Source organism: Streptomyces novaecaesareae (assembly GCF_000716875.1).
In the GTDB taxonomy this organism is placed as follows: domain Bacteria; phylum Actinomycetota; class Actinomycetes; order Streptomycetales; family Streptomycetaceae; genus Kitasatospora; species Kitasatospora novaecaesareae.
On record NZ_JNWQ01000219.1, the window covers coordinates 1 to 576 of the forward strand.

The 576-nt window shown below is 72.4% G+C and carries 1 protein-coding gene and 1 pseudogene; both read left to right on the forward strand.

Going from position 1 to position 576, the window contains the following annotated elements; all coding sequences use genetic code 11:
* Positions 1-108, forward strand: a pseudogene (locus OP86_RS36340) (sulfate adenylyltransferase subunit CysD); the annotation flags it as partial.
* The coding region (locus OP86_RS32570; protein WP_033334510.1) for a GTP-binding protein at positions 108-576 on the forward strand (469 nt) is incomplete at its 3' end. The pseudogene OP86_RS36340 and the gene OP86_RS32570, both read left to right, overlap by 1 nt.

Here is a 576-nt window from a genome sequence, read left to right on the forward strand (position 1 = left end):
ATCGCCGAGATCGCCGCCAGCCGCCTCACCGAGCGCGGCGCCACCCGCGCCGACGACAAGCTGTCCGAGGCCGCGATGGAAGACCGCAAGCGCGAGGGGTACTTCTAATGAGCACGACCATCGAGACCAGCGCCACCTCCCTGCTGCGCTTCGCCACCGCCGGCTCCGTGGACGACGGCAAGTCCACCCTGGTCGGCCGCCTGCTGCACGACTCCAAGTCGGTGCTCGCCGACCAGCTGGAGGCCGTCGAGCACGCCTCCCGCAACCGCGGCCAGGAGGCGCCCGACCTCGCGCTGCTCACCGACGGCCTGCGCGCCGAGCGCGAGCAGGGCATCACCATCGACGTCGCCTACCGCTACTTCGCCACCCCCCGGCGGCGGTTCATCCTCGCCGACACCCCCGGGCACGTGCAGTACACCCGCAACATGGTGACCGGCGCCTCCACCGCCGAGCTGGCCGTCGTCCTGGTCGACGCCCGCAACGGCGTGGTCGAGCAGACCCGCCGGCACGCCGCCGTCGCCGCACTGCTGCGGGTGCCGCACGTCGTGCTGGCCGTCAACAAGATGGACCTGGTCG